The organism is Capnocytophaga sp. oral taxon 329 str. F0087 (assembly GCF_000213295.2).
Lineage (GTDB): Bacteria > Bacteroidota > Bacteroidia > Flavobacteriales > Flavobacteriaceae > Capnocytophaga > Capnocytophaga leadbetteri_A.
This window is the reverse complement of sequence record NZ_KN390007.1, coordinates 32,364-33,541: the sequence shown is the minus strand read 5'-3', so window position 1 is coordinate 33,541 and position 1,178 is coordinate 32,364. Positions and strand designations below refer to the sequence as shown.

1 protein-coding gene is annotated in these 1,178 nt (G+C 28.1%); it reads left to right on the top strand.

The features are described from left to right. Window positions 1–1,044, top strand: a 1,044-nt coding sequence (locus HMPREF9074_RS12380; RefSeq protein WP_198133043.1) for a hypothetical protein, incomplete at its 5' end; no start/stop codon positions are given. Between the last annotated feature and the right edge of the window lie 134 nt (window positions 1,045–1,178).

Here is a 1,178-nt window from a genome sequence, read left to right as displayed (position 1 = left end):
ACTTTAAGAACAAGTACAGGAGAAACTAAGGAAACTTCTGTAAAAAATAATATTTGTAAAAAGAAATCCCCTACTCCTATTTCACCTGTTCCTCAAAATCCTAACTATTACAAAAATAGATATTTAGATTTTTTACAAAGACATGGTTCTTGTAATCATTTACCTCCTGATTATTACTTAGGGGCAATGTTTGTTCTTGATACAAAGGAACATAAAGATTACTATGAAAAATATGTGCTTACTTCTAAATTAAAAGAGTATGGAGTGTCCCATAAGGAATTATCTCCCATAACTAAGCAAGGAAAAGAAGTAAAACCTTTTTTAGCAGATAGTTATGGATTTAAATATTGTGCGTACTTTACATTACTTGAGAAAGAGTCTTTAAAAGACATTGTTAGGAAATGGGTTATTGATGTAAGGAAAAATTTACAAATTTTAATGGAACAAGGACTCATTCAAAAGAATTATGAAGCCAAATATGACACTTCTTTGATAGTAGAGCTTTTAAAGTTACAAAATAAATATAATAACAATTTTGAACCTACAAATATTGAAAAACAGAAAGTCGGTTATAAAGATGCTAAAAAAGCTAAGATGGAGAAATTTTACACCAATATAGAGCTTAATAATAAACATTTTAGAGAATTTGCTTTTGCTACACATCCTGAGGCTTATATGCCTAAGGTAATGTCAAAATTTACTTTTGGCGATTTGTCTATTATAGGAATGACTCCTGATTTTAAGGAATGGGATGATAATGCTACATGGGCACAAGCTTCGATTACATTTGAAAATATGGATCATTTAAAGCGTCTTACTGTAAATTATATTTATTATAGAGACCCTCTTTATCCTATTTTGAAGGTTCCTACTGCAGAAATTCCTTATTTAGGTGTAATAACTAGAGCAGTAGGTCTTTTTAATACTATTGTAGATTCTATAAAAGTAGTAAACAAAGTAACTCAAAAAGTATATGCTGAAACCTTTGTTGATTATGACAGAGAATATGTAAGAAAAAATAGCCTTAAATATGAAGAAGAATAAAATTTTAACATATTTAGTATTTCATATATTACTAATTTTATTTACTAATTGTACCACTTTAATCCCTGATAACAACATGAAATGGACTGCCGAATATAATTTTATAGATTTATATAAGAAAAAAAATGGACCTT